This window comes from Sphingosinicella rhizophila (assembly GCF_032378825.1).
Lineage (GTDB): Bacteria > Pseudomonadota > Alphaproteobacteria > Sphingomonadales > Sphingomonadaceae > Allosphingosinicella > Allosphingosinicella rhizophila.
In genome coordinates this window covers 207,401-227,616 of sequence record NZ_JAVUPU010000002.1, presented here as the reverse complement: position 1 = coordinate 227,616, position 20,216 = coordinate 207,401, and the positions used below count along the sequence as shown (strand labels likewise).

General features: G+C 63.7%; 20 protein-coding genes. 6 read left to right on the top strand and 14 right to left on the bottom strand.

Going from position 1 to position 20,216, the window contains the following annotated elements; genetic code table 11:
• Positions 1-548: 548 nt before the first annotated feature.
• The 5 genes from RQX22_RS04185 to RQX22_RS04165 are packed head-to-tail and all read right to left on the bottom strand — an operon-like array spanning position 549 to position 5,545.
• Positions 549-1,496, bottom strand: coding sequence for an alpha/beta hydrolase (locus RQX22_RS04185; RefSeq protein WP_315723947.1), 948 nt, complete (start codon positions 1,494-1,496; stop codon positions 549-551).
• The gene (locus RQX22_RS04180) at positions 1,493-2,047 is read right to left on the bottom strand and encodes a GNAT family N-acetyltransferase (protein WP_315723945.1); all 555 of its coding nucleotides are present in this window, start codon (positions 2,045-2,047) and stop codon (positions 1,493-1,495) included. Before RQX22_RS04180 ends, RQX22_RS04185 begins: the two co-directional genes overlap by 4 nt.
• The gene (locus RQX22_RS04175; RefSeq protein ID WP_315723943.1) at positions 2,044-4,380 is read right to left on the bottom strand and encodes a penicillin acylase family protein; all 2,337 of its coding nucleotides are present in this window, start codon (positions 4,378-4,380) and stop codon (positions 2,044-2,046) included. The genes RQX22_RS04180 and RQX22_RS04175 overlap by 4 nt, the downstream gene beginning before the upstream one ends.
• Before the next feature lie 32 nt (positions 4,381-4,412).
• Positions 4,413-5,327 (bottom strand): alpha/beta hydrolase, encoded by a 915-nt coding sequence (locus RQX22_RS04170; protein WP_315723941.1) that lies wholly within the window; start codon positions 5,325-5,327, stop codon positions 4,413-4,415.
• Complete coding sequence (locus tag RQX22_RS04165) at positions 5,327-5,545, bottom strand: hypothetical protein (protein ID WP_315723939.1); 219 nt, start codon at positions 5,543-5,545, stop codon at positions 5,327-5,329. Before RQX22_RS04165 ends, RQX22_RS04170 begins: the two co-directional genes overlap by 1 nt.
• Before the next feature lie 39 nt (positions 5,546-5,584).
• Here RQX22_RS04165 and RQX22_RS04160 point away from each other — a divergent pair, with 39 nt between their 5' ends.
• On the top strand, positions 5,585-5,932 hold the full coding sequence (locus RQX22_RS04160) for a glycine zipper 2TM domain-containing protein (RefSeq protein WP_315723937.1): 348 nt from the start codon (positions 5,585-5,587) through the stop codon (positions 5,930-5,932).
• A gap of 57 nt (positions 5,933-5,989) precedes the next feature.
• Here the strand turns inward: RQX22_RS04160 and RQX22_RS04155 are convergent, their stop codons facing one another.
• Positions 5,990-6,337 carry an MmcQ/YjbR family DNA-binding protein gene (locus RQX22_RS04155; RefSeq protein ID WP_315723935.1) on the bottom strand — a complete coding sequence of 116 codons (348 nt, stop codon included), beginning with the start codon at positions 6,335-6,337 and terminating at the stop codon, positions 5,990-5,992.
• Positions 6,334-6,951 carry a flavodoxin family protein gene (locus tag RQX22_RS04150; RefSeq protein WP_315723933.1) on the bottom strand — a complete coding sequence of 206 codons (618 nt, stop codon included), beginning with the start codon at positions 6,949-6,951 and terminating at the stop codon, positions 6,334-6,336. The genes RQX22_RS04155 and RQX22_RS04150 overlap by 4 nt, the downstream gene beginning before the upstream one ends.
• A gap of 192 nt (positions 6,952-7,143) precedes the next feature.
• On the opposite strand from RQX22_RS04150, the gene RQX22_RS04145 reads away from it, so the two are divergent.
• The 3 genes from RQX22_RS04145 (at position 7,144) to RQX22_RS04135 (ending at position 10,138) form a co-directional block, all read left to right on the top strand.
• On the top strand, positions 7,144-7,638 hold the full coding sequence (locus tag RQX22_RS04145) for an Hsp20 family protein (protein WP_315723931.1): 495 nt from the start codon (positions 7,144-7,146) through the stop codon (positions 7,636-7,638).
• A 146-nt stretch (positions 7,639-7,784) separates the two neighbouring features.
• Positions 7,785-8,606, top strand: coding sequence for a trypsin-like peptidase domain-containing protein (locus RQX22_RS04140; protein WP_315723929.1), 822 nt, complete (start codon positions 7,785-7,787; stop codon positions 8,604-8,606).
• A 221-nt stretch (positions 8,607-8,827) separates the two neighbouring features.
• Entirely contained in the window at positions 8,828-10,138 is a 1,311-nt protein-coding gene (locus RQX22_RS04135) for a DEAD/DEAH box helicase (protein ID WP_315723926.1), read from the top strand.
• A 50-nt stretch (positions 10,139-10,188) separates the two neighbouring features.
• On the opposite strand, the gene RQX22_RS04130 is transcribed toward RQX22_RS04135, so the two are convergent.
• Genes RQX22_RS04130 through RQX22_RS04110 form a run of 5 tightly spaced genes read right to left on the bottom strand, consistent with a single transcriptional unit; the run spans position 10,189 to position 15,390 of the window.
• Positions 10,189-10,800 carry a TetR/AcrR family transcriptional regulator gene (locus tag RQX22_RS04130; protein WP_315723924.1) on the bottom strand — a complete coding sequence of 204 codons (612 nt, stop codon included), beginning with the start codon at positions 10,798-10,800 and terminating at the stop codon, positions 10,189-10,191.
• A 13-nt stretch (positions 10,801-10,813) separates the two neighbouring features.
• Complete coding sequence (locus RQX22_RS04125; RefSeq protein WP_315723922.1) at positions 10,814-11,950, bottom strand: ABC transporter permease; 1,137 nt, start codon at positions 11,948-11,950, stop codon at positions 10,814-10,816.
• Complete coding sequence (locus tag RQX22_RS04120; RefSeq protein WP_315723920.1) at positions 11,947-12,867, bottom strand: ABC transporter ATP-binding protein; 921 nt, start codon at positions 12,865-12,867, stop codon at positions 11,947-11,949. The genes RQX22_RS04125 and RQX22_RS04120 overlap by 4 nt, the downstream gene beginning before the upstream one ends.
• Complete coding sequence (locus RQX22_RS04115) at positions 12,867-13,889, bottom strand: HlyD family secretion protein (protein WP_315723918.1); 1,023 nt, start codon at positions 13,887-13,889, stop codon at positions 12,867-12,869. Before RQX22_RS04115 ends, RQX22_RS04120 begins: the two co-directional genes overlap by 1 nt.
• A complete protein-coding gene (locus RQX22_RS04110) occupies positions 13,876-15,390 on the bottom strand; it encodes an efflux transporter outer membrane subunit (protein ID WP_315723916.1) in 1,515 nt (504 codons plus the stop codon). The genes RQX22_RS04115 and RQX22_RS04110 overlap by 14 nt, the downstream gene beginning before the upstream one ends.
• 142 nt (positions 15,391-15,532) lie before the next feature.
• Here RQX22_RS04110 and RQX22_RS04105 point away from each other — a divergent pair, with 142 nt between their 5' ends.
• Positions 15,533-16,282 carry an SDR family NAD(P)-dependent oxidoreductase gene (locus tag RQX22_RS04105; protein WP_315723914.1) on the top strand — a complete coding sequence of 250 codons (750 nt, stop codon included), beginning with the start codon at positions 15,533-15,535 and terminating at the stop codon, positions 16,280-16,282.
• Positions 16,283-16,412: 130 nt separating this feature from the next.
• The gene (locus RQX22_RS04100; RefSeq protein ID WP_315723912.1) at positions 16,413-17,321 is read left to right on the top strand and encodes a CPBP family intramembrane glutamic endopeptidase; all 909 of its coding nucleotides are present in this window, start codon (positions 16,413-16,415) and stop codon (positions 17,319-17,321) included.
• 411 nt (positions 17,322-17,732) lie between these two features.
• On the opposite strand, the gene RQX22_RS04095 is transcribed toward RQX22_RS04100, so the two are convergent.
• Together RQX22_RS04095 and RQX22_RS04090 are read right to left on the bottom strand one after the other, a co-directional pair.
• The gene (locus RQX22_RS04095; RefSeq protein WP_315723910.1) at positions 17,733-18,896 is read right to left on the bottom strand and encodes a YkvI family membrane protein; all 1,164 of its coding nucleotides are present in this window, start codon (positions 18,894-18,896) and stop codon (positions 17,733-17,735) included.
• Positions 18,897-19,044: 148 nt separating this feature from the next.
• Entirely contained in the window at positions 19,045-20,178 is a 1,134-nt protein-coding gene (locus RQX22_RS04090) for a dipeptidase (RefSeq protein WP_315723908.1), read from the bottom strand.
• Positions 20,179-20,216: the final 38 nt, after the last annotated feature.

The window sequence follows — 20,216 nt, the reverse complement described above, 5'->3', positions numbered from 1 at the left end:
ACGAAGCACGCCTCCTCCTGCCCGGATCGAAGTACCAAATCGATCCGATAAAGTTATACCCGTTATCCTTTTTATCCACAGGCGGATTTGACTCGCGCGACTCGATTCGACCTGTCAGGTTCTGGATGTGGCCGGAAGCGGCCCTTCGGAAACGAGGGAAGCGCCCAGCCGCTGTCACCACCGGAAGGACGGACATCCGCAAGGATGAAAGTTTCGGAAGGGAAGTGGCAGGGTGATCGAGGAAGAAGCGTGAGGCGCAAGCCGATCCCACTTTCCAAGATCGTCCAGCGGAACCGGAGCCTTCGGGCAAAGGAACCGCGAACCGGAACCGACGGAAGCAGCAATGCTTCCGCCGGAACCGGGCCCTCCGGGGAAGAAAATCAGGCTCTTGAAGGGCCTGAGGATCGAGCCGGACAGTGGGGGCTGGTGGCGACACCAGCCCCCATTACGATTCCAGCGTCCTGCGATTCCGCTCTCCTGGAAATTCCGGTGCCTTGCGAATCCAATCTCGCGCGAATCGCGCCGGATCCGGCCGGTGACGACCTTTCCTAAACTCCGACTCGAAACGCACGCCTCAGCGCGTCGCGGCTTGCCCGCCGCGCCGCCTCCGCGACGAAGGCGCCGGGCTGATAGTCGAACCCGTGAAATGCACCCGGCCAGATATGGAGCTCAACCGGCACCCCGGCCCGCATCAGCCGACGCGCATAGTCCAGATTCTCGTCCACGAACAAATCGAGTGCTCCGACCGACAGGAAGGTCGGCGGCAGCCCCGCCAGCGCTTCGGCCCGCGCCGGCGCGGCATAAGGCGAAACATTCTCTCCGCCCGGCTTCCCCCCGAGCATCGCCGACCAGCCGAAATGATTGTTCGCGGCGTGCCAGCCGAATTCGCCGGCAAAGGGATTCGGGTCGGCCGCCACGCAGGTCCGATCATCCAGCATCGGATAGATGAGATGCTGGAACAGGATGGGATAATCGCCGCGGTCGCGGGCGAGCAAAGCCAGTCCCGCGGCGAGCCCACCCCCGGCGCTTTCCCCCATCAGACCGACGCGGCCGATATCGAAGCCGCGTTTGCCGGCCTGGCCAAAAACCCAGCCGAGCCCCGCATGGCAATCCTCGAGCGCCCCCGGAAAAATCGTCTCGGGCGCCAGGCGATAATCGACGGCGACGAGTGCGCAGCCGAGATCGGCAGCCAAGGGCCGGTGGAACGCCTCCAGCTGCGCCGCCGATCCGCTGACATAGCCGCCGCCATGGATATGATAGAGGACGGGCAGCGGGCCATCGGCCTGGATCGGCCGGTAGACATGAATCCGGATATCGGGCGCGCCTTCTGGCCCGGGCGCCGACAGGATTTCGAGCGAGACATCGTCGTTGCGGTCGATCTCCACGGGAAAGACGCGGGCGCGGCGCGCGGCGAGATTGTCGTGGGTTATGGTGATGGTCGGGAAGGTCTCGAGCAGGGGCAGGAGCTCGGGATCGATTAGATGCCGGCTGCTCATCCGGCAAGGCCTACCCGCATCCGTTCGAACAGGACGACGGGGGCTTCGTTCAAAGTCGCCTCCCCGCTGGCCCGGTATCCATTCCGCTCCGCGAGCCGGATCGATGCGTGGTTGGCCCGGTCGATCAGGCAAAGGGTGCGCGGCGACGGCAGGCATGTGTCGCCCCAGGCGAGGATGGCGGCCAAGGCTTCCTGGCCGTAGCCCTTGCCCTGGGCGCTGCCGACGAGCGCCCACCCCGCCTCGGGATCGCCGCCGTCAATCCCGTCCCTCTTCTGATGGGCGAGACCGCCCTCGCCGACGAAGCGCCCCGTTCCCGCTTCGCGGAGCATCCAGTAGCCGAAGCCGAACAACGACCAATGTCCGGCATATTTGAGCATCCGCGCCCAGGCCTCCGCGGGCGTGCTCGCCCGACCGAGAAAGGCCAAGGTCACCGGGTCCGTCCACAGCGCGAGGAGGTCCGCGAAATCGTCGGCGGACGGAGGCCGAAGGACCAGGCGCGCGGTCTCGATCGTGACCGGCGCGCCCGCTTTCGCGCGGACAAGCGGATTCATCTGGCCGGACGCAGGCGGATGACGCGCTCGGCCGCCGCATCGACCGCCGCGCGCGTATAGCTGAGCGGCGCGAAGTCGCCCGCCCGCCAGCGCCCGAACAGATCCTTGTAATGGGGATCGTCCGCGTTGCCGGACTGGCCAGGCATGTTGAGGAACAGCGATTTGTCCCAAGCGCCCACGTCGATCACCAGCCGCACCGATGCGCCGTGAACGGCTGCGAAATTCGTACCGCGATAGGCCATCAGCGCCGGGGTCGATGCCGATCCGGGCATTTCCGCGGGGCCGACCGCCATTGCCGCCTTGCGCTCCGCATCGGCCAGGACGGCGATCGCCGGCTCGAGCGAGATGCCGTGCAGCTTTCCCCATCGCCACCCGTCCATGTCCGAACCGAGGCGCGTCCTCAGATCCTCCAGAGTAGCCGCCAGGCTTTCGGAGAGGATGGCCTGGATCGCCGCGTCCGGGTCGGCGCCGAGCAGGGGATCGCGCGTTTCCAGCGCATGAAGGGATGCGTCGGCCGAACCTGCCCCGATGATCCTGGCCGCTGCCGGGGCGGCCCGCGCAATCAGGGTGCGGCCGAGATGCTGGGTCGCCCAAGTCTCGTAAATGGATGCCGCGATGCTGTCGACGCCGACGTCGAGATCCCAGGCGCCGAGCAATGCGAGCGCCTTGCGCTGATCGGCATCGGCGGGCGCCATCCCGCGGCTCAGCTTCACCAGGCGGGCGGCCATATTGCTGTAGGTGTCCATCTGCAGCGCCGCGGCGTCCGCGATCGAAACCTTGTCCCTGGCGCCAAGCACCTGGCCGAGGCGATCGGCACGGCTGCGGTCGCTCGCCTCGTAGCTGATCGGCGGACTTGCCGGATAATTGGGCGGGAGATTCATCTCGTTGGCGCTCGCGAACCAGCCTTTGGCCGGGTTCTTGATCGACGGCAAAGCGCCTTCGCGAAGCACGCCGTCCCATTCGTAGCGGCCATCGCCGGGCACGGGCAGCAGCCCGTCCCAATTGTGCCGGACCGGAACCATCGCCGAGGCGATCCAGCCCGTCGTCCCGCTCGTATCGGCCCAGATCAGATTGAGCGGCGGCGTGCCCCAATGATCGGCGGTCCTTCGGAAATCGTCCCAGCTGTCGGCCTGGGCATGCCAGGATGCGGCCGCATAGCCGGACGTGCCGGGCGTGGACCAGATGGTGCGCAAGGCGAAGGCCCTACCCTTGGCGGCATCCTGGAAAAGAACAGGGCCGTGCCGGGTGAAGCGCAGTTCGACCTGCTCGGCCTTTCCGCCCTTCACCGCGATCGTCTCGCGGACGATCTTCATCCGCTCCCAGCCATCGCCATAGCGATAGGAATCCGGTTCGCCCGGTTTCAATTCATAGACGTAGAGATCTTCCTGGTCGGTGCCGAAGATGGTGAGTCCGAACGCACCCTTGCCATTATGGCCCAGCGAAATCCCGGGGACGGCCGGCTCGCCGGCACCGATCAGCGAAAGGCCGGGCGCCTCGAGATGGACGACGTAGCGAAGGCTGGGAATGGCGAAGACGCGATGGGGATCGTTGGCGAGGATCGGCCGTCCAGTGGCGGATTTCGACGGCGCGATCACCCAATTGTTCGAACCTTCCATCCTCGCCGCCTCCGCGGCGTCGGCGGGGTTGGGATCGGCCAAGGCGGTCTCCCTGCCGGGTTCGAAAGACACATCGGCTGTCGCCAGACCATAATCCTGCAGGACTTCAGGCACGATGTCGCAAGGATCGAGGCCTGCGGGAATTTCTGTCTTGTGGTCGGGATAGAGACGCAGCCGTAGCCGGTCCGCATCGATGCCGGCCGCGCAGGCGACCTGCGCCCGCGCCACCTCGCTACGGACATTGCCGACCAAGGTGTTGCTGCGTATCCGGACAATGTCTTCCGCCCGCCAGCGGGCTGGCCGGCTGTCCGTCAGCACGAAAGCTTCGGGCAAGGGCTTCCGGCCCGCCAGCACCTCGTCGACGAAAGCGTTGATGCCGGCCGCGAAAGCTTCGTAGCGGGCTAGGCTGCCGGGGCCGTAACGGTCCCATTCCGCCTGCATGTCGCCACGATAGAGCAACAACCGCGCCGCCCGGTCCTTCTTGACATAAGCCGGCCCCAGGCTTGCCGACAGCAGGCCGAGCCCGCGCTTGCGCCACAAATCGACCTGCCACAAACGATCCCGCGCCACATTATAGCCCTGCAGGAAATAGGCGTCGCGTTCGCTTGCGGCGTAGATGTGGGCAAGGCCCCAACGGTCGACGATCAACTCCGCCTCATGCTCCAGTCCCTCGACGTCCCAGGCTTCGCGCTCGGCCGCCGCTGCCGGAGCGGACATGAGGGCCGCCGCGGCCCACCAGAAAGCCGGCCTCATTGGCGGGGCCCGAACGCGCCGAGGAGCGCGTCGCGCATGGCGGGATAGGTGCCGGTTGCATGGCTTTCGCCGGGGGCAAGCTGGAAATGAACGGTCAATCCTTCCTCCTTCAGCCCGTCCAGCCGGCCGGCCAGTTCGCGGGCATTGTCGACCATACGCGCCTTTGCGCTGATGTCCGCGAATTTGCGCGATTCCTCGGTTTCGCCGCCGGGCGGCGGCAGCGGATCCTGCTCATATTGGCCGGCGCTGAGGAAAAGCCGCCGCCCGCCCCGCGCGGCACGAAGCTTGGCAGCCAGTCCGCTTTCCAGTTTCAGCACCTCATTCTGGCCAAACCAGATGGAGGGGCTTCCGGCCACATAGGTCTGGAACAGATCGGGCCGGTTGAACAAGGTGTAGAGGGTGAACAGCCCGCCAAGGCTGTATCCGCTCAGCGTCCGACGCTTGGGATCGACAGGCAGTTCGGCCTCGATCGACGGTTGCAGCTCGTCGGCGATGAAAGCAAGCAAGGCCTCCGCGCCGCCGCTGGGACCGAGGGGCAGGATGGTCGGCCGATCGGGCGGAACGGCCGGCGTATAATCGAAACTCCGGCGCGTCTCGGACGGATAGCCGATGCCGACGATGACGCCCGGCTCCATCGCGAGATAGCGGCCGAGGCCGTGAGCGACGGTCGTGGCGACGGGAAAGCTTTCATTGCCGTCGAGCAGATAGAGGATCGGATAACCCCCGGGTGGCGGCGGAGCTTCCGGCCAGGAGACGAAGATCCGATATTCGCCGCCGGATTTCGCCTTGATCGTGCGCACCGCCGTTCGCGGCATGACATAGGCCTCGCCGAGCTTGGGCGCGGACACGGCTTGCGGCGCCGCGGCCGGCGGACTGGAGGCGAGGACCAGTGCAGCGAACAGGGATATCATCAGGCGATTTTCCTTTCGAACAGGCGGTAGACGATCGGACGCAGCAGGATGGCGGCGAGCGCACCTGCTGCGGCGATGGCGGAATGAAGCAGCCAAAAGCTGCCCGCGTCCATCCTTTCATAGTAGCGGCCGAGCCAGCCGACCGTGAAATTGGCGATTGCGATCGACGAAGAGATGTCGGAGTCATTGTGAACGCAACCAACCTGCGCCTCAAGCATTCACCCTTGCATCATTCCTCTAACGAAATGGAGCAAGTGATGCGTACCCCCATCCTGGCAGCAGCCGCTTTGGCGATCATGCCGCTTTCCGCCTGCACGACCAATGACGGCTATTATGCCGACGACTGGGGCCGGCAATATCGGCCTGGCACATATGAACCTTATGCGATGAGCCGCGACGATTATATCTATCGGGGCGATGACGGCCGTTATTATTGCAAGCGCCGCGACGGTACCGTCGGATTGGTGATCGGAGCCGGCGTCGGCGGCCTCCTCGGCAATTTGATCGCGCCGCGCGGATCCAAGACGATCGGAACCATCATCGGCGCGGCGGGCGGCGCGGTCGCCGGCCGGGCGATCGAGCGCGGCGAGGTCCGCTGCCAATAGGCATGTTCTCCATGCCGCCGGGCGCAACGGCCCGGCGGCCGGAATGGCAGGCCGGCGTCAGTCGCGGCCATATTCCCTGAGCAGCCTGGACGGCGCCTTCTCGCGCCATGCGCATTCCAGTCTCTCCCTGAGCCGCTCGTCGTCAATCCGGTCGAGCCGGACCAGCATTGCAGGCCATCCCCTGTAATGATCGGTCTGAAAGAGGATGCCCGGCTCAGCCTCCATCAATATGTCCTTCAGTTCGAGCGGACACGTGACGACTAATACTCCCCTCTCCTTCATCCGCACGAAGCCCTTGCCGGCAACCTTGAGCGCAGGCGTGCCATACCAGACCGAACGTTCGATGCCCGGAAGATCAGCCGCCACACGATGGACCCGGTCCATCTCCTGATCCAGGCTGCTCAATGGGCAAGACCGGGATAGGGCTTCGCCTTGAGCAGGCCGGCGAGATGGACGGCATTGGCTGCTGCCATCGCCACCGATTCCCCGACCTTGTCCGGTATGGTCTCCAGATCCTTGAAATCCGTCTTTGCCATCGCTTCTCCCACCCAATAGGCCACCGCCGAGGCGGGAATCGTCCAGCCCACGTCGTTGAGCGCCTGGTAAAGATCGGCGCTGATGCCATGCGCCCCATCCTCATTGCCGACGATAGCGAGCAAAGCCACTTTCGAAAAACTCGGCATTCGCGATTGGTCATCCGTCTCGCTCAGAAACGCGTCCATTCGCTCGACGACCCTTTTGGCGATGCTCGACATCTGGCCCAGCCAGACCGGAGTGCCTAAAATCAATATGTCCGCATCCAGGATGCGCCGGCGGATATCCGGCCAGGCATCGCCCTCCCCTTCGTCCGAAGTCACGCCGGGCTTCACGTCATGATCGGCCACCCGGATCGTCTCGAGAAATTCGACGTCGCGCCGGCGGAGTTCGGAGACGATCAAGCCGATCATCCTGTCCGTCGAAGATTGTTCGTCGCCCTTGTGTTTCAGGCTGCAATTGAGGGCGATGGCCTTGAGGCTCATGGTTCGCTCTCCTTCCTACCTGAAGAAAGCCCAGCCGTCCCCTTGGTTCCTCCCGAAAAAATCGTCCCCAGGGATCTTGAAAGCGTCCAAATGGGTTATAAATTACCCATGCTGGACGCCGTCATGGGTTCAGCATGGAGGGCGTCCGCTCTCTCGGACGCTCATTGTCAAGTTGCTCAAGGAGGACTGGATATGAGAACGAATGTGGATTTCACGCCGTTTCGCCGTTCGACCATCGGCTTCGACCGGCTGTTCGACCTGCTCGAAAACGGCACATCCCTGACATCGGCGGAGAATTATCCGCCCTTCGATCTCGAGCAGGAAGGCGAGGACCGCTACCGCATCAGTCTTGCTGTGGCCGGCTTCCGGGAAGAAGAGATCGACATCATCGCCAAGCAGAACCTGCTCGTCGTGTCGGGTCGCAAGGCGGAGCAGAATGACCGTAGCTTCGTCCATCGGGGCATCGCGACGCGCTCCTTCGAGCGCCGCTTCGCGCTCGGGGATTATGTACAGGTGCGCGAGGCCGAACTGAAGGATGGTCTGCTGTCGATCGTGCTGGTCCGCGAGATCCCGGAAGAGATGAAACCGCGCAAGATCGAGATCGGCGGATCGCAAGCAAGGCAGATCGGCGGCCTCCAGGCTGGCAGCGCCGAAAATGAGAATGCGGAGAATGAAGCGGCTGCCTGACCGCCTTCTTCCTCACCTTTTCATGTGATCGCGACGGCCCCGTGATCGCGACGGCCCCGGCTCGGCAGGAGCCGGGGCCGCTTGACGCTGGCACGATCATCGCTGCGGGACGTTGACGCTCGGAACGAGCTGGGTAGGAAGCCTTCATGCGCAGCATCTTCTTCGTGCCCGCCCTTATCGTGTCCGGACTGATCGGCGGCCTTTTCTCCTGGTGGCTGCAGGGGCGGCCGCAGTCGCAAGAGGCTGCGCTAGCGCCGATTTCCACGCAGACGCCGGTGACGGCCGTTCCCTTGAGCCGGCTCAGCCTGTCGCCCCTGGTCGAAAAGACGGCGGCAGCCGTGGTGAACATCGCGGTCCTTCAGCCGTCACCCTATGAGCAGAACCCGCTGCTGCAGGATCCCTATTTCCGCCGTTTCTTCGGTGTTCCGGATGGGGCGCTGGCGCCAAGCCTGTCCGCCGGCTCCGGAGTGATCGTCGACGCCGACAAAGGCATCGTCCTCACCAACCATCATGTCATCCGCAATGCCCGGGCGATCGAGGTCACATTGAGCGACCAGCGAACCGTCCAGGCACGCTTGCTTGGCACGAGCCCTGAGACCGATATCGCAGTGCTTCAGATTGACGCACCGCGCCTGGCCCAGCTTCCGCTTGGCAATTCGGATGTGCTCAAGGTCGGCGATTATGTCGTGGCGATCGGCAATCCCTTCCAGATCGGCCAGACGGTAACGGCCGGCATCGTCAGTGCGCTCGGGCGGAGCCGGCGGGGCGGCAGCCCCGCTTATGTGCAGACCGATGCTCCGATCAATCCGGGCAATTCGGGCGGCCCCCTGATCAGCATGAGCGGCGAGGTGATCGGCATCAACAGCGCCATCATCGGTCCAGGCCAAGGCAATGTCGGCATCGGTCTGGCAGTGCCGTCCAATACCGCGAGGGCCGTGCTGGACGCTGTCCTGCAACGGCAAGAGTGAAGCTGGTTCGCGAGAAACGCGGATTCCCTTGACTTTTTGCGGCGCAGCATCCAAATGATCGCCAGCGAAGCATCATTGCAGCGTGATCGGGCGTCACCGCCCCGGCTCTGCTTCGTGGCTATTTCCGGCTTCCCTTATCACGCGGGTCGTCATTTTTGACCCCGCTCTCCGTGCGCCCGAAATGCGTCCGGAGCGCCGGCTTTTTGAAAGTTGTCATTACCATGTCATTCGAAGATCTCGGGCTGTCGCAGCCCGTCCTCCAGGCGCTTGCTCTGAAGGAATATACAAAATCCACGCCGATCCAGGAGCAAGCCATCCCGATGCTGCTCCAGGGCCGCGACCTCTTGGGCATCGCCCAGACCGGCACCGGCAAGACCGCAGCCTTCATGCTGCCGTCGATCGACCGGCTGACCCTCTCCGACAAAAGGCCTCAGCGCGGTACCTGCCGGATGCTGGTGCTCGCTCCGACCCGCGAGCTGGCCTCGCAAATCGCCGAGAGCGCTCGCGCGTACGGGCGTTTCTCGCACATATCGGTCGCGACCGTGTTCGGCGGCACGTCGATCAACAAGAACCGTCAGGACTTGAGCCGCGGCGTCGATGTCCTCGTGGCCACGCCGGGGCGCCTGCTCGATCTTATCGACCAGCGCATCCTCGACCTACGCAACGTCGAAATCCTCGTGCTCGACGAGGCCGATCAGATGCTCGACCTCGGCTTCATCCACGATCTCAAGCGGATCGTCAAAGTGCTGCCGGTCAAGCGCCAGAGCCTGTTCTTCTCGGCGACCATGCCGAAGACGATCAAGGATTTAGCCGACAAATTCCTGACCGATCCGGCCCAGGTGTCGGTCGCCCCGCAGGCGACGACGGTGGAGCGGGTCGACCAATATGTGACCTTCGTCCAGCAGGCGGAGAAGCAGGCGCTTCTCACCATGATGCTTCGCGCCGGGTTTGGCGAGCGTGGCAATATGGACCGCGTCCTCATCTTTACCCGCACCAAGCATGGCGCCGACCGCGTGGTGAAACTGCTCGCCGGCAACGGCATCGCCGCCAATGCCATTCACGGCAATAAGAGCCAGCCGCAGCGCGAGCGGGCTTTGGCTGAATTCAAGCATGGCAAGGTTAAGATCCTGATTGCCACCGACATCGCCGCACGCGGTATCGATGTCAGCGGCGTGTCGCACGTCATCAATTTCGAGCTTCCGAACGTGGCCGAGCAATATGTCCACCGCATCGGCCGCACCGCGCGGGCCGGCGCGGCGGGTGTCGCCATCGCCTACTGCGCGGATGACGAGAAGGCCTATCTCAAGGGGATCGAGCGGATCACCAGACAGAAGATCGAGATCGTCCCCCTGCCCGAGAATTTCGTCGCCGAGGCGAACCGCATCAAGGCGACGCGCACCGGACCGCCGGTGGTGGAGCGGACCGAGAATGACCGCAACCGCGTGCGCCGGCCCAAGAGCCGCCGCCCCAGTTTCGGTGCCGCCGGCGCGCCAAAGACGAACCGGGCTCGGCGCCGCGCATCAGGACGGTAGCAGTTGATGCCCTCCGCTTGGGCTTGCGGGGGGGCCAAGATGTCGCGCCCCTAAGCCCCCGGCATGAACAATGTGTCGAGATGGGTGCGGAACAAGGCTTCGAAATCGATCGGGTCGAGCCTCTGGAAGAGGCCGGCCCAGATCACCGACATCAGCATCGGCGCGGCAACCAGAAGCGGATATTCGGCGAGCCCCGGATTGCGCAGCTCTCCATTTTCCACGGCCTTGCACAGCAGCCGCTGAATATGCGCCTTGGCCGGCGTCAATATTTCGGCATGGTAGAATTCGGCCAGTCGGGGAAACCTTCTCCCTTCCGAGATGAGCAGGCGCAGCACGTCGCCGCGACGGGATTCCACGATATCCAGCATCAAGGGCAGCGCGAAGGCTTCGAACAATGACCGAACACTGGCAACGCCATCGGTGCTGATCGCGCCGATTCCCTGCACCACCGGCGACAGCGCATCCCGGACGATCGCCTCGAACAGCGCTTCCTTATCGGCGAAATGAAGATAGACGGTCCCCTTGGCGACGCCGGCCCGGGCCGCGACGTCGCTGATCTTGGTCGCCTCGAAGCCGCTTTCGACAAAGGCATCCAGGGCCGCTGCAACGATCGCCAGCCGCCTCTCGTCAGTCTGCTGCGCCCTTGTCCTTTTCGCTCTCAATGACCTTTCCCTCTCAATCGAGCGTCGTGCGCGACCGCATGACGGCAACGCTCGAGAAGATGAGAACGATCAGCCCGAGCGCGATCAGCTCACCGCCCATGTCCGCCATCGTCTGGCTCTTGAGCAGCGAACCCCGAACGACACGAAGAAAATGGGTCACCGGAAGCGCTTCGCCAATCAGCTGGGCCCAGCGCGGCATGCCGAGGAAGGGAAATATGAAGCCCGACAGGAAGATCGAGGGGAGCAGATAGAAGACCGACAATTGCATCGCCTGCAACTGACTCTTGGCGACGGTCGAGATCAGATAGCCGAGCGAGAGATTGCCGAGAATGAAGAGCAGGACCGCGAAGACGAAGGCGAACCAACCGGCAGCGCTTCCTGCCAAAGGCAGCGCGAACAGCAGCTTGGCAAGCGTGATGACGATCATCGTCTGGATGATGCCCACCAGCACATAAGGCGTCAGCTTGCCGACCATGATCTCGGCCGAGGTCGCGGGTGTCGAAAGCAGGCTTTCCATCGTGCCGCGTTCATATTCGCGGGTCACCGCCATCGCCGTCATCATCACCAGCGTCATCGTAAGGATGACGCCCAGCAGCCCAGGGAGCACGTTGCGGGAGGTCAAATTCTCCGGATTGTAGCGCCGGTGCGCGATCACTTCGAATGCAGGCGCCGTCGGCTCCGGCGCAATATTTCGGAGGTCGTGTCGCAGCGCCTCGGTTGGCAGGGCCGCCACCGCCGCCATTGCACCACTGGCGGCGACGGGATCGGTCGCATCCGCCTCGGCCAGGATTTGCGGTTTGTCACCCCTCAGCGCCCGGCGCGTGAAATCCGGAGGAATGGTGACGGCCAGCAGGATCTTGCCCTGACGCATCAGCCGCTCCATCTCGGCCTCGCTTCGCGGCAGATAGCGAACGTCGACATATTCGGTACGCTCCATCGACGCCACCAGAGCGCGGGTAAGGTTGCTGTGATCCTGGGCGAAAACGGCCGCCGGCAGATGATGAGGATCGTTATTGATGGCGAAACCGAACAGCAGCAGCTGCACGATCGGCAGCACGAAGATCATCGCGGCAGTCACCCGGTCGCGCGTGAGCTGGGTGAATTCCTTCACCAGGAGCGCCAGGACCCGCAGGAATGAGAACCCGGTCACGCCGCATACCGATCGTCGGCCTGGTCGGCCATCAGCTGGATGAACACATCCTCCAGGGTCGACGGGACCTCTTCCCACTTCGTTTCGCCGCTGCGGTTGTGGCGAAGCGCTTCCTCGAGCAAGCGACGGTCGGTGCCGCTGACATGGATTGCGGACCCGAAAGCCGAGGCACTGAGCACGCCTGCCCTGCCCGACAAGGGGAGAACGAGCCGACCGACATCGGGTCCTTCACCGCGGAAGGTGATCAAGCCGGATCGCGCAATGATCTCCTGGGCCGTACCGCGTGCGATGAGCCGGCCGTTCAATATATAGCCGATATCGTGGCAGCGCTCGGCCTCATCCATATAATGGGTCGACACCAGCACGGTCAGCCCCTGATCGGCCAGCAAGTGGATATGGTCCCAGAATTCGCGCCGTGCCTTGGGGTCGACGCCCGCGGTTGGCTCGTCGAGCAGCAGCAGCTTCGGTTCGTGCAGCACGGCGGTGGCGAGCGCCAGACGCTGCTTCCATCCTCCGGATAACGCGCCGGCGAGCTGTCTGCGCCGATCGGCAAGGCCAAGCTGCTCCAGCGCCGCGCGCACGCGCTGTCCACGTCGATCGAGCCCATAGACCCGTGCCACAAAGGCAAGGTTCTCCTCGATCGTCAGATCCTCATAAAGCGAGAAACGCTGAGTCATGTAGCCGGTCATGCGCTTGACCGCGTTGGCCTCGGCCCGAAAATCCCGGCCCAGCACCTCGCCTTCGCCACTATCCGGCGTCAGCAGTCCGCAGAGCATGCGCAGGGTCGTCGTCTTCCCGGCGCCGTTGGGTCCCAAAAAGCCGGTGATCCGTCCCTGCCCGACCTGAATCGCGACATCGCGGACGACATGCCTGTCCCCGAACCATTTGTTGAGGCCACGGACGTCGATCGCAAGCATCAACGGGGCCTATCGGAACGGCCGAGCGGGACAATGTCCACCGGCTGGCCGGGCGCGAGACGCTGCGGCCGGGCCGGCCGGGCCTCTACCATGAAAACCAGCTTGTCCCGGCTTTCGTGCGAATAGATGACCGGCGGCGTATATTCGGGCCGGGGACTGACATAATCGATGCGCGCTGTGAGGTCCGGAGGGCAGCCGTCGCATGTGAATCTAATCGTCTGGCCGGGGCGATAGAGCGGCAGCGTCGACTGCGGCGCATAGAAGCGCACCTTCACCTTGTTGTCGGGGATCAGGCTCACCACCGGTTTGTTGGCCGCCACCCATTCGCCGGGCTGATAGAGCACGTCCTCGACCCGCGACCGGGCCGGGACCACAGGCGCGAGCTCGTCAACCCGTGTCTCGGCACCCCGCAGGCTCTCGCCAGCGGCGGCAATACGCGCGCGTGCTGCCTTTACCCGCGCAGATGCCGCGTCTGCGCGTGCGCGCGCGGCTTCCCGCTGGCGGGCCGCCGCGACAGCCGCCGCCCGCGCCGCGTCGATCTGCTGCCGGGCGACCGCGCCCGCCTTGGCGGCATCCGCGGCGAGGTAGCGGCGAAGATCGTCCGCCATACGCTGCGCTTCCACTACCTGCGCCTGATATTCGGCGCGCGCCACGGCCACATTTTCAAGCTCGAGCGCGGCTTGGGCCTGGGCTTCGACGACGCCGGCGCGAGCACCCCCCGCCTCCGCCCCGAGCGACGCCGGATCGATGGTGAAAGCGTGGCTGCCGGCTTCTACGACATCGCCGCGCTCCACCGCCACCGACCGGATCGTCCCCGCCACCGAAGAGGAAAGATAGAGATTGTCGGACTGGATATAGCCGGTCAGCGTCTCTTCCTCCGCGGCGACCGGCCGTACGACGAGCCAGATCAGCAAAGCGAGGATGAGCAGCACCAGGAGGAGGAATGGCCATCGCGCCGCCAACTTGCTCCTGCGCCTTGGCTCCGGCGGGACAGGCCCTGCGGGATTATCAGTTTCTGCCATCTTCTAATTCCTCCCGATGGCGGGTGCCGGTGCTCGTACGTTCATCCGCCCAGCCACCGCCGAGTGCCTTGTAGAGCGAGATGAGATTCTGAACCTGCTGCGACCGACTGACCGCCAATTCGTCTTCGAGCACGAGCGAAGCGCTTTCGCTTTCCAGCACATCCAACAAGGGCGTGAGTCCGGCCCGGTAGCGGATGCGGGCAGTGTCCGCGGCGGCCCGCGCGGCGGTTGCGGCGCGATCGAGCGATTGCGTCCGTTCCCTTTCATGCTGGCACCGGGACAAGGCATCCTCGACATCCTTGAAGGCGACCAGAATCTGCCGTTCATAAGCCGTCAGCGCCTGGTTCCTGCGCTCCTCTTCGATTCGGACGTTCGCGCGGTTGCGGCCGCCGTCCAGCAGCGGCAGGGCGAACGCGCCTCCAGCCATCGCCTGGATGGAATCGGCCGAAACGATGCTGGCCAGCGAGGTCGAGACGAGCTGAAGCGCACCGGTCAGGCTGATGCGCGGATAGAGCGCCGCGACGGCCGTGCCGATATCCGCCGTCGCCCCCGCGAGCCGTCGTTCGGCCATCCGGATGTCTGGACGCCGGCGCAGCAGATCGGACGGCAGGCCGACCGGGACCGCGGGCAAGGCGGCGGATGAGGGAGCTGGAACGGCTGGTGCGCTCAGCGCATCGACGATCCGATCGGGAAAGGTGCCAAGCAACAAGGCGAGCATGTGGACGCGGATGCCGGCCTCGGCTTCCAGCGGCGGGACGGCTGCGGCCGCGCGTTCGACCTGGCGGCCCTGTTGCTCCACGTCCTGGACCGACACCAGGCCGTTTCGCGCGCGCGCGTCGATCAGGCCGGCTATGTCCCGCTGCCGCGCAAGCGCTTCGCGCGCGATCGTGATGCGTACCCGCAAGGCCCGCCAATCGAAATATTGCCGAGCGATCTCGGCCGCAAGCGCGACGTCGACGTCCCGCGCATGCCATTGCTCGGCCTGGGTTCGTGCGCCAGCCGCCTCGGTGGCGCGGCGGACCTCGCCCCACAGATCGATTTCCCATGATGCGTCGAAGCCGAGGCGGAAGGTGCTGAACTCGCTTCCCGGCAGGCCCGGTACGGCGCCCGGCGCCTGGCCCGGCAAGGTCACGCCCGCATTTTCGCTCAGCCGGTTATGGGCCGCCTCCGCGGCGAGGCCGACTTGCGGCCGGCCTGAAGCTCCGGCGACGATCTCCCGCGCCCGCGCTTCCCTGATCCTTGAGGCGGCTTCCCGCCGATCGAGATTTCCCGCCCAAGCCGCCGCGATCAGCCGGTCCAGCACGGGATCGTCGAACTGGCGCCACCAAGTTTGCAACAAGACCGGATCGGCGAACGCCATTTTCGCCGGACCTGCGGAAAAGGAGGACGGGATGGCAATGTCCGGCGCTTCGTAATCCGGCCCGACAGTGGTGCAGGCCGCCATCGCCAACGTGCCGAGCACTGCCCCCTTTGATCGAAACGTCGGTCGCCCGATGGCCATATCCATGCTCCCAGACTCGCCGATAGAACATGACTGACTGGTCAGTCAAATAGATTCATCCGGTTCACCTGAGACGCAAGCGAAGCTATAGGCCCGCGTCATCGGCTTCAGCGCCACTATGGCGATTCGTGGGATGTTCGGCATGCGAAAGACAATCCTCGTCACCGGGGCGACCTCGGGATTTGGCCGGGCGCTGGTGCGGCGCTTCGTCGCCGGCGGCTGGCAGGCGGTGGCGACCGGCCGGCGGGCCGACCGGCTCGCCTCTTTGGTGGAGGAGCTCGGAACGGACAATGTCCACCCGTGCGTCTTTGACATGCGCGACGACCACGCGATGGCCGAGGCAATCGATGCCCTTCCCGCGCCCTTTCGCGACGTGGACCTCCTGGTCAACAATGCCGGCCTTGGTCTGGGAACAGCCCCGGCGCAGGAGAGCGTTCTTTCCGACTGGCGGCAGATGATCGACACCAATGTCACCGCTTTGGTTTCGATAACCCATCGGTTGCTGCCGACCCTGATCGAACGCGCCGGCGCCATCGTGAACTTGAGCTCCACGGCGGCGACCTATCCTTATCGCGGCGGCAATGTTTATGGCGGCAGCAAGGCCTTCGTGACCCAATTTTCGCTCGGCCTCCGGTCGGACCTTGCCGGCACGGGCGTCCGCGTGACGTCGATCGAGCCCGGCATGGCCGAAACCGAATTCACATTGATCCGGACCGGCGGCGACCAGGCAGCATCGGATGCGCTTTATGCCGGTGCGGAACCGATGACGGCGGACGATATCGCCGGCACGATCTGGTGGGTGGCGACCCTGCCGCCGCATCTCAACATCAACCGCATCGAGATGATGCCAGTGCGACAGAGCTTCGCCGGATTCACCGTCAGCCGGGACTGATCGGCGCAACAACCGCTCTGCGCGAGATCGTTCCGAAGCGTCAAAAGCGGTGCCTTTCCGTTTGGCAAATCGCCTGGAAAGGATAAGATCAGCCCTTGCGGGACAATCTGGGGGGGGGGGGGCTCCGACCATGGACCGTCGCAAGACGATGATCGACCTCGGCGTCTATCTGCTGCTGGTAATCGGCATCAGTATCCTGTTTTATGTCTTGATCATCGGCGGGGGCGGTTTCGCCGGCAGCAATACCCGACGCTACGCGACCGGCCTGATGTGGACCCCGGGACTGGCCGCCCTGCTCACCGTTTGGCTGAGAAGGATCGACCTGCGGTCGCTTGGTTGGGGCTGGGGCGAATGGAAATGGAACACCGCCGGCTATCTGATCCCGCTCTTCTACATATTGGCCGCCTATATCCTGATCTGGACAACGGGCGCGGGCGGTTTCGCGGACCAGGCCAATGTCGACAAGATCGCGGAATCCATGGGCTGGCAAGGCATGGACAATGCGCTTGTCCTCATTTTCTTTTTCCTCCTGTTGGCCTTCACCGGCACGATCACTTCCGTGTCATCCGCGCTGGGCGAGGAAATCGGCTGGCGTGGATTCCTGACGCCGCGCCTGGTCGCGTTGTCGAGCTTTACCACGGGATCGATCATCACCGGCCTGATCTGGGCTTTGTGGCATTTTCCGCTCATCGTGGCCGCCGACTATAATGGCGGAACCCCATGGTGGTATTCAACGCTCTGCTTCGCGATCATGATCCTGGGCATGAGCGTCATTCTGACCTGGCTTCGGCTCAAATCAGGCAGCCTCTGGCCGGCCACCCTCTTCCACACCACCCATAACATGTTTCTCCAGATCTATTTCCAAGGGATCACCGGCGAGCGCGGTGATGCCACGAAATATGCCGGCGGCGAGTTCGGTTGGGCGTTGCCGCTGATGACGACGATCGTGGCGATCTATTTCTGGACGCGCCGTGGCGAGACGGCGACACAGGCGGCGTCTGCTCACATCGGCCGAGCCGCGACCGACCCTCAACAATGAAGCCAAGGGGCTGATACGCACGCAGGATTTGGCTGTGATTCAGGCTCGATAATTTGGGCGCGTGTCGATTGAATTGGTTCGAGGCACCCCACCTCAACCGTCACACTGACACCCGGCACATTTTTCAGATGCGAATGGAAATGGCCTGGGCCAGCCGTCTTGCGGCCAGCCGACCCAGGCCTGAGCAACGGCGTCTCCGCAGGGATGGAGCCGCCGCCACGCAACCGATCGATATTCCCGTAACGCCGGCCAGAAGCCGACGCCGCGTCGAAACAGGATCGAATATCCCTCTTCTTAGATTATGATCCTGATCGGGACAATCTGTCTTATTCGTCAATGCGACGAATTGACTGCCGAATAGTGTCGTTCGCCCAGGTGGGCGGCCACTTTCAGGACTGGCCGGGCAGTCTTTCAGTCGCGCGCGACCTCGCCCACGGGCCCGTGTTCGGGCGCCGGACCCAAAGGCGGAGCCTTGCTTCGCACAACGCGCGCCACGCCTATGGTGACGATGGGCAACACGAAGACCACCAGCATGATGTAGCCGAAGGCGCCGTAACCCGTTGCGATCAGGTCGACGAGACCGATTTGCGAAGCCCCGAAGGCCGAGCCCACGAGAAGCGGCGTGGCGATGGCAAGTCGGCCGAGGGGCGAAAGCGACGGACGTCCGCGATCGACCATGGCCTCCCCGATGCGCTCGTTGAACGCATTGACGCAGCCAGCACCTGTCTCGAGAAGCGCGACGAAGATCATCAGCTGAAAGACGATCTGGAACCAGGGCACGCCCATACGTTGCAGCAGAAAATCGGAAGGAAGCGCCTCTGCCCCGATAGCGGGATAGAAAGCGGCCATGCAGAGGAAGAAAATCAACGCCGGAAGCATCGCGAGCGGCCCCGCCAGCGCACCGGCAATCAAGGCGTCGCGCTGGCTGGTTGCACGCCGCAGGAATGGCAATACGGCGACCACTGCCACGACATTATAGCTGGCATAAGTCACCCCACCGACCACCCAGCCGTCCGTCGGAACGCCCGACGTCAGGGCCGGGCCGATAAGACCTCCGAAACTGGCGATCGCAAGGACGAGGAAGACGCCATAGACGACATAGATGAAGGTCGTGCCATATTTGAAGAGCTGCTCGGCACCCTGATTGCCGAAGGTCGTCACGCCGACGATAGCGGCGATCAGCAGAAGGGTGCCCGCCATCGGCGGCAGGCCGAACACCTGCTCACCTATGGCCCCTGCAGCCGCGGCCACCACCGCCAGGATCAGGATCATGAACAGCAGATAGCTGATTTCGAATATGATCCAGAACGGGCCGAGCAACTGCCGGAACATCGAGCGATAATCATAAGCCTGGGTCAGGCGGGCAAAAGCGAACGTGATCGCGCAAACCAGACTCCAGATCATCATCGCCAAAAGGATGCCGATCAAGCCGCCCCAGGGACCGCTGGGAATGAAGAATTCCGCCAGTTCCCGACCGGTGGCGTAGCCGCCCCCGATCACGACGGCCTTGAAGGCAAAGCCTGGCAGCAGGAAACGCTGGAACCAGGAGGGCTTGGCGATTGTGTTCGTGTCCATAATCCAGCCTAAACAAACATTGAGGGGGAGGTCGAATGATTTCGGTTCCGTGCTCCGGCCAGGGCAGCGACCCAATGCCTGCGAGGCAAGTGAGTCCGGGATCGCCCGGCAAAAGTGCTATTCGCGTGAAGGCGTGTAGCCGAAGAGGTCAAAGCCAGGTGCTTCCAAGCAGGCGGCGGAAATTGCCGCCCAGGATCGCCTTGATATTCGCGTCGGAATAATTGCGACGGATAAGCTCTTCGGTGAGGTCGAACATCTTCAGCGGATGATCGAAACCATCCGTATCGATCTTTTCCCTAAAGGCGTAGCTATCCTTGTAATTGGCTTTGGTGCGGGCAATTTGATCAGGGCTCATCGCATCATAGCCGTGCAGATCGGCGTCCGATCCGATGCCGACATGATCGATGCCGACCAGCTTCACCGCATGATCGATATGATTGACGACATGGGTCACGTCGGTGGGCTCGGTGGCGCTCACGAAGTTTCGGACACCCGTCATGCCCATGACGCCGCCTTTCTTCGCCAACGCCCTGATCGCCTCGTCCGTCTTGACCCGCGGATGGTTGACCAGCGCCCGGCAATTGCTGTGAGTGAAGGCGATCGGCTTGGACGAGATCTCGATAGCGTCGAGCGTTGTGCGGTCGCCGCTATGCGACACGTCGATCAGCATGCCCACTTCGTTCATCGCCTTGATGATCTCGACGCCGAAATCGGTGACGCCGCCATCCACGCGTTCAGTCGATCCGGCTCCGATCCTGTTCTGGCTGTTATAGGTGAGCTGCGAGCAACGCTGCCCGAGCTGGTAAAAAGCCTTCACATCCGCCGGCGTACGGAAATGTTCGCTATTCTGGATACCCATGATGACGGCGCATTTGCCGTCGCGCTTGGCCTCGTCGATGTCTTCGGCGCGCCCGACGAGCGTGAAAACGTCGCCGTTGCGACCGGCAAAGCCCTGCCAACCCGCCATGTAGACGAGCGTCGATTCATAATCGCGCGTGCCGCTGGCGACGTGGAAGGCTGTGATGCCGCTGGCGCGGAATTCGGCCGCATCCTTGTCGCTGAGCGGCTTCGAATAATAAGGCGGATCGTCCCGGCCGAGCTTGATCAGGCCGAGCATGTCGATGACCAACGACCCTTTGACCAAGTCCGTCGCCCGCTTTGAATAGCGCTTCGGCGACTGGGCATGGGCCCGATACTGACCGAAATTCACCATCGGGAAGCCAATCATCGCGGCTGCCGCGGCGGCACCCGTCAATATATTCCGCCGGTTGATCTCAGGCACACAAACTCCTTTTCTGCTCAGGATATTTTTTGCCAGAA

Excerpts from the sequence above, each read along its gene's own strand:
- RQX22_RS04185 (WP_315723947.1), bottom strand. The coding sequence starts at position 1,496 with ATGAGCAGCCGGCATCTAATCGATCCCGAGCTCCTGCCCCTGCTCGAG.
- RQX22_RS04180 (WP_315723945.1), bottom strand. The coding sequence starts at position 2,047 with ATGAATCCGCTTGTCCGCGCGAAAGCGGGCGCGCCGGTCACGATCGAG.
- RQX22_RS04175 (WP_315723943.1), bottom strand. The coding sequence starts at position 4,380 with ATGTCCGCTCCGGCAGCGGCGGCCGAGCGCGAAGCCTGGGACGTCGAG.
- RQX22_RS04170 (WP_315723941.1), bottom strand. The coding sequence starts at position 5,327 with ATGATATCCCTGTTCGCTGCACTGGTCCTCGCCTCCAGTCCGCCGGCC.
- RQX22_RS04165 (WP_315723939.1), bottom strand. The coding sequence starts at position 5,545 with ATGCTTGAGGCGCAGGTTGGTTGCGTTCACAATGACTCCGACATCTCT.
- RQX22_RS04160 (WP_315723937.1), top strand. The coding sequence starts at position 5,585 with ATGCGTACCCCCATCCTGGCAGCAGCCGCTTTGGCGATCATGCCGCTT.
- RQX22_RS04150 (WP_315723933.1), bottom strand. The coding sequence starts at position 6,951 with ATGAGCCTCAAGGCCATCGCCCTCAATTGCAGCCTGAAACACAAGGGC.
- RQX22_RS04145 (WP_315723931.1), top strand. The coding sequence starts at position 7,144 with ATGAGAACGAATGTGGATTTCACGCCGTTTCGCCGTTCGACCATCGGC.
- RQX22_RS04140 (WP_315723929.1), top strand. The coding sequence starts at position 7,785 with ATGCGCAGCATCTTCTTCGTGCCCGCCCTTATCGTGTCCGGACTGATC.
- RQX22_RS04135 (WP_315723926.1), top strand. The coding sequence starts at position 8,828 with ATGTCATTCGAAGATCTCGGGCTGTCGCAGCCCGTCCTCCAGGCGCTT.
- RQX22_RS04120 (WP_315723920.1), bottom strand. The coding sequence starts at position 12,867 with ATGCTTGCGATCGACGTCCGTGGCCTCAACAAATGGTTCGGGGACAGG.
- RQX22_RS04115 (WP_315723918.1), bottom strand. The coding sequence starts at position 13,889 with ATGGCAGAAACTGATAATCCCGCAGGGCCTGTCCCGCCGGAGCCAAGG.
- RQX22_RS04110 (WP_315723916.1), bottom strand. The coding sequence starts at position 15,390 with ATGGCCATCGGGCGACCGACGTTTCGATCAAAGGGGGCAGTGCTCGGC.
- RQX22_RS04105 (WP_315723914.1), top strand. The coding sequence starts at position 15,533 with ATGCGAAAGACAATCCTCGTCACCGGGGCGACCTCGGGATTTGGCCGG.
- RQX22_RS04100 (WP_315723912.1), top strand. The coding sequence starts at position 16,413 with ATGGACCGTCGCAAGACGATGATCGACCTCGGCGTCTATCTGCTGCTG.
- RQX22_RS04095 (WP_315723910.1), bottom strand. The coding sequence starts at position 18,896 with ATGGACACGAACACAATCGCCAAGCCCTCCTGGTTCCAGCGTTTCCTG.